The organism is Alcanivorax sp. HI0083 (genome assembly GCF_001635175.1).
In genome coordinates, this window is the sequence record NZ_LWFX01000828.1 from 1 (window position 1) to 502 (window position 502).

1 protein-coding gene is annotated in these 502 nt (G+C 58.0%); it reads right to left on the reverse strand.

Annotated elements, in window-relative coordinates; genetic code table 11:
• Positions 1–168 precede the first annotated feature (168 nt).
• Positions 169–502: helix-turn-helix transcriptional regulator (locus tag A3754_RS07995; RefSeq protein WP_156496912.1), on the reverse strand; the 334-nt coding region annotated here is incomplete at its 5' end.

Genomic DNA, 502 nt, shown 5'->3' on the forward strand with positions numbered 1-502 from the left:
GGGGAAAATGACAAGCATGGAGGAAGTGGCCGGAGAGTCTCTCCGGCCACTTCCTCCATGCTTGTCATTTTCCCCCGTCAGTTCACGCAGATTACGCAAGGTTTTTTCAGAGGCGGCCAGATGTTGGTCGTCGATTCAATGAAACGTGTCTGTATGTCGCCATAACCGTTACCGGGCTTTCTGTTGTTCCCACTGTGAGGGAGGAATCCCGAACCAGCGCGAGAATGCTCTGGAAAATGCGCTCAGGTCGGCATAGCCGAGCAGGTCGGAAAGTTGGGTGACTTGCAGGGTGGAGTCCCGCAAATAACGCAGTGCCATTTTCTGTCGCGTCTCATCCAGCACGGCCTGGAAGGACGTGCCGGAATCACTGAGCCGCCGTTGCAGGGTGCGGCGGCTCATGGCCATGCACCGGGCAATGTGGTCCACGGTCACCCGTCCCTGTGGCAGCAGGTCGCGGAGCAGGTTGCTCACATAGCCGGGCAATTCCAGATCCGTGAGGTTC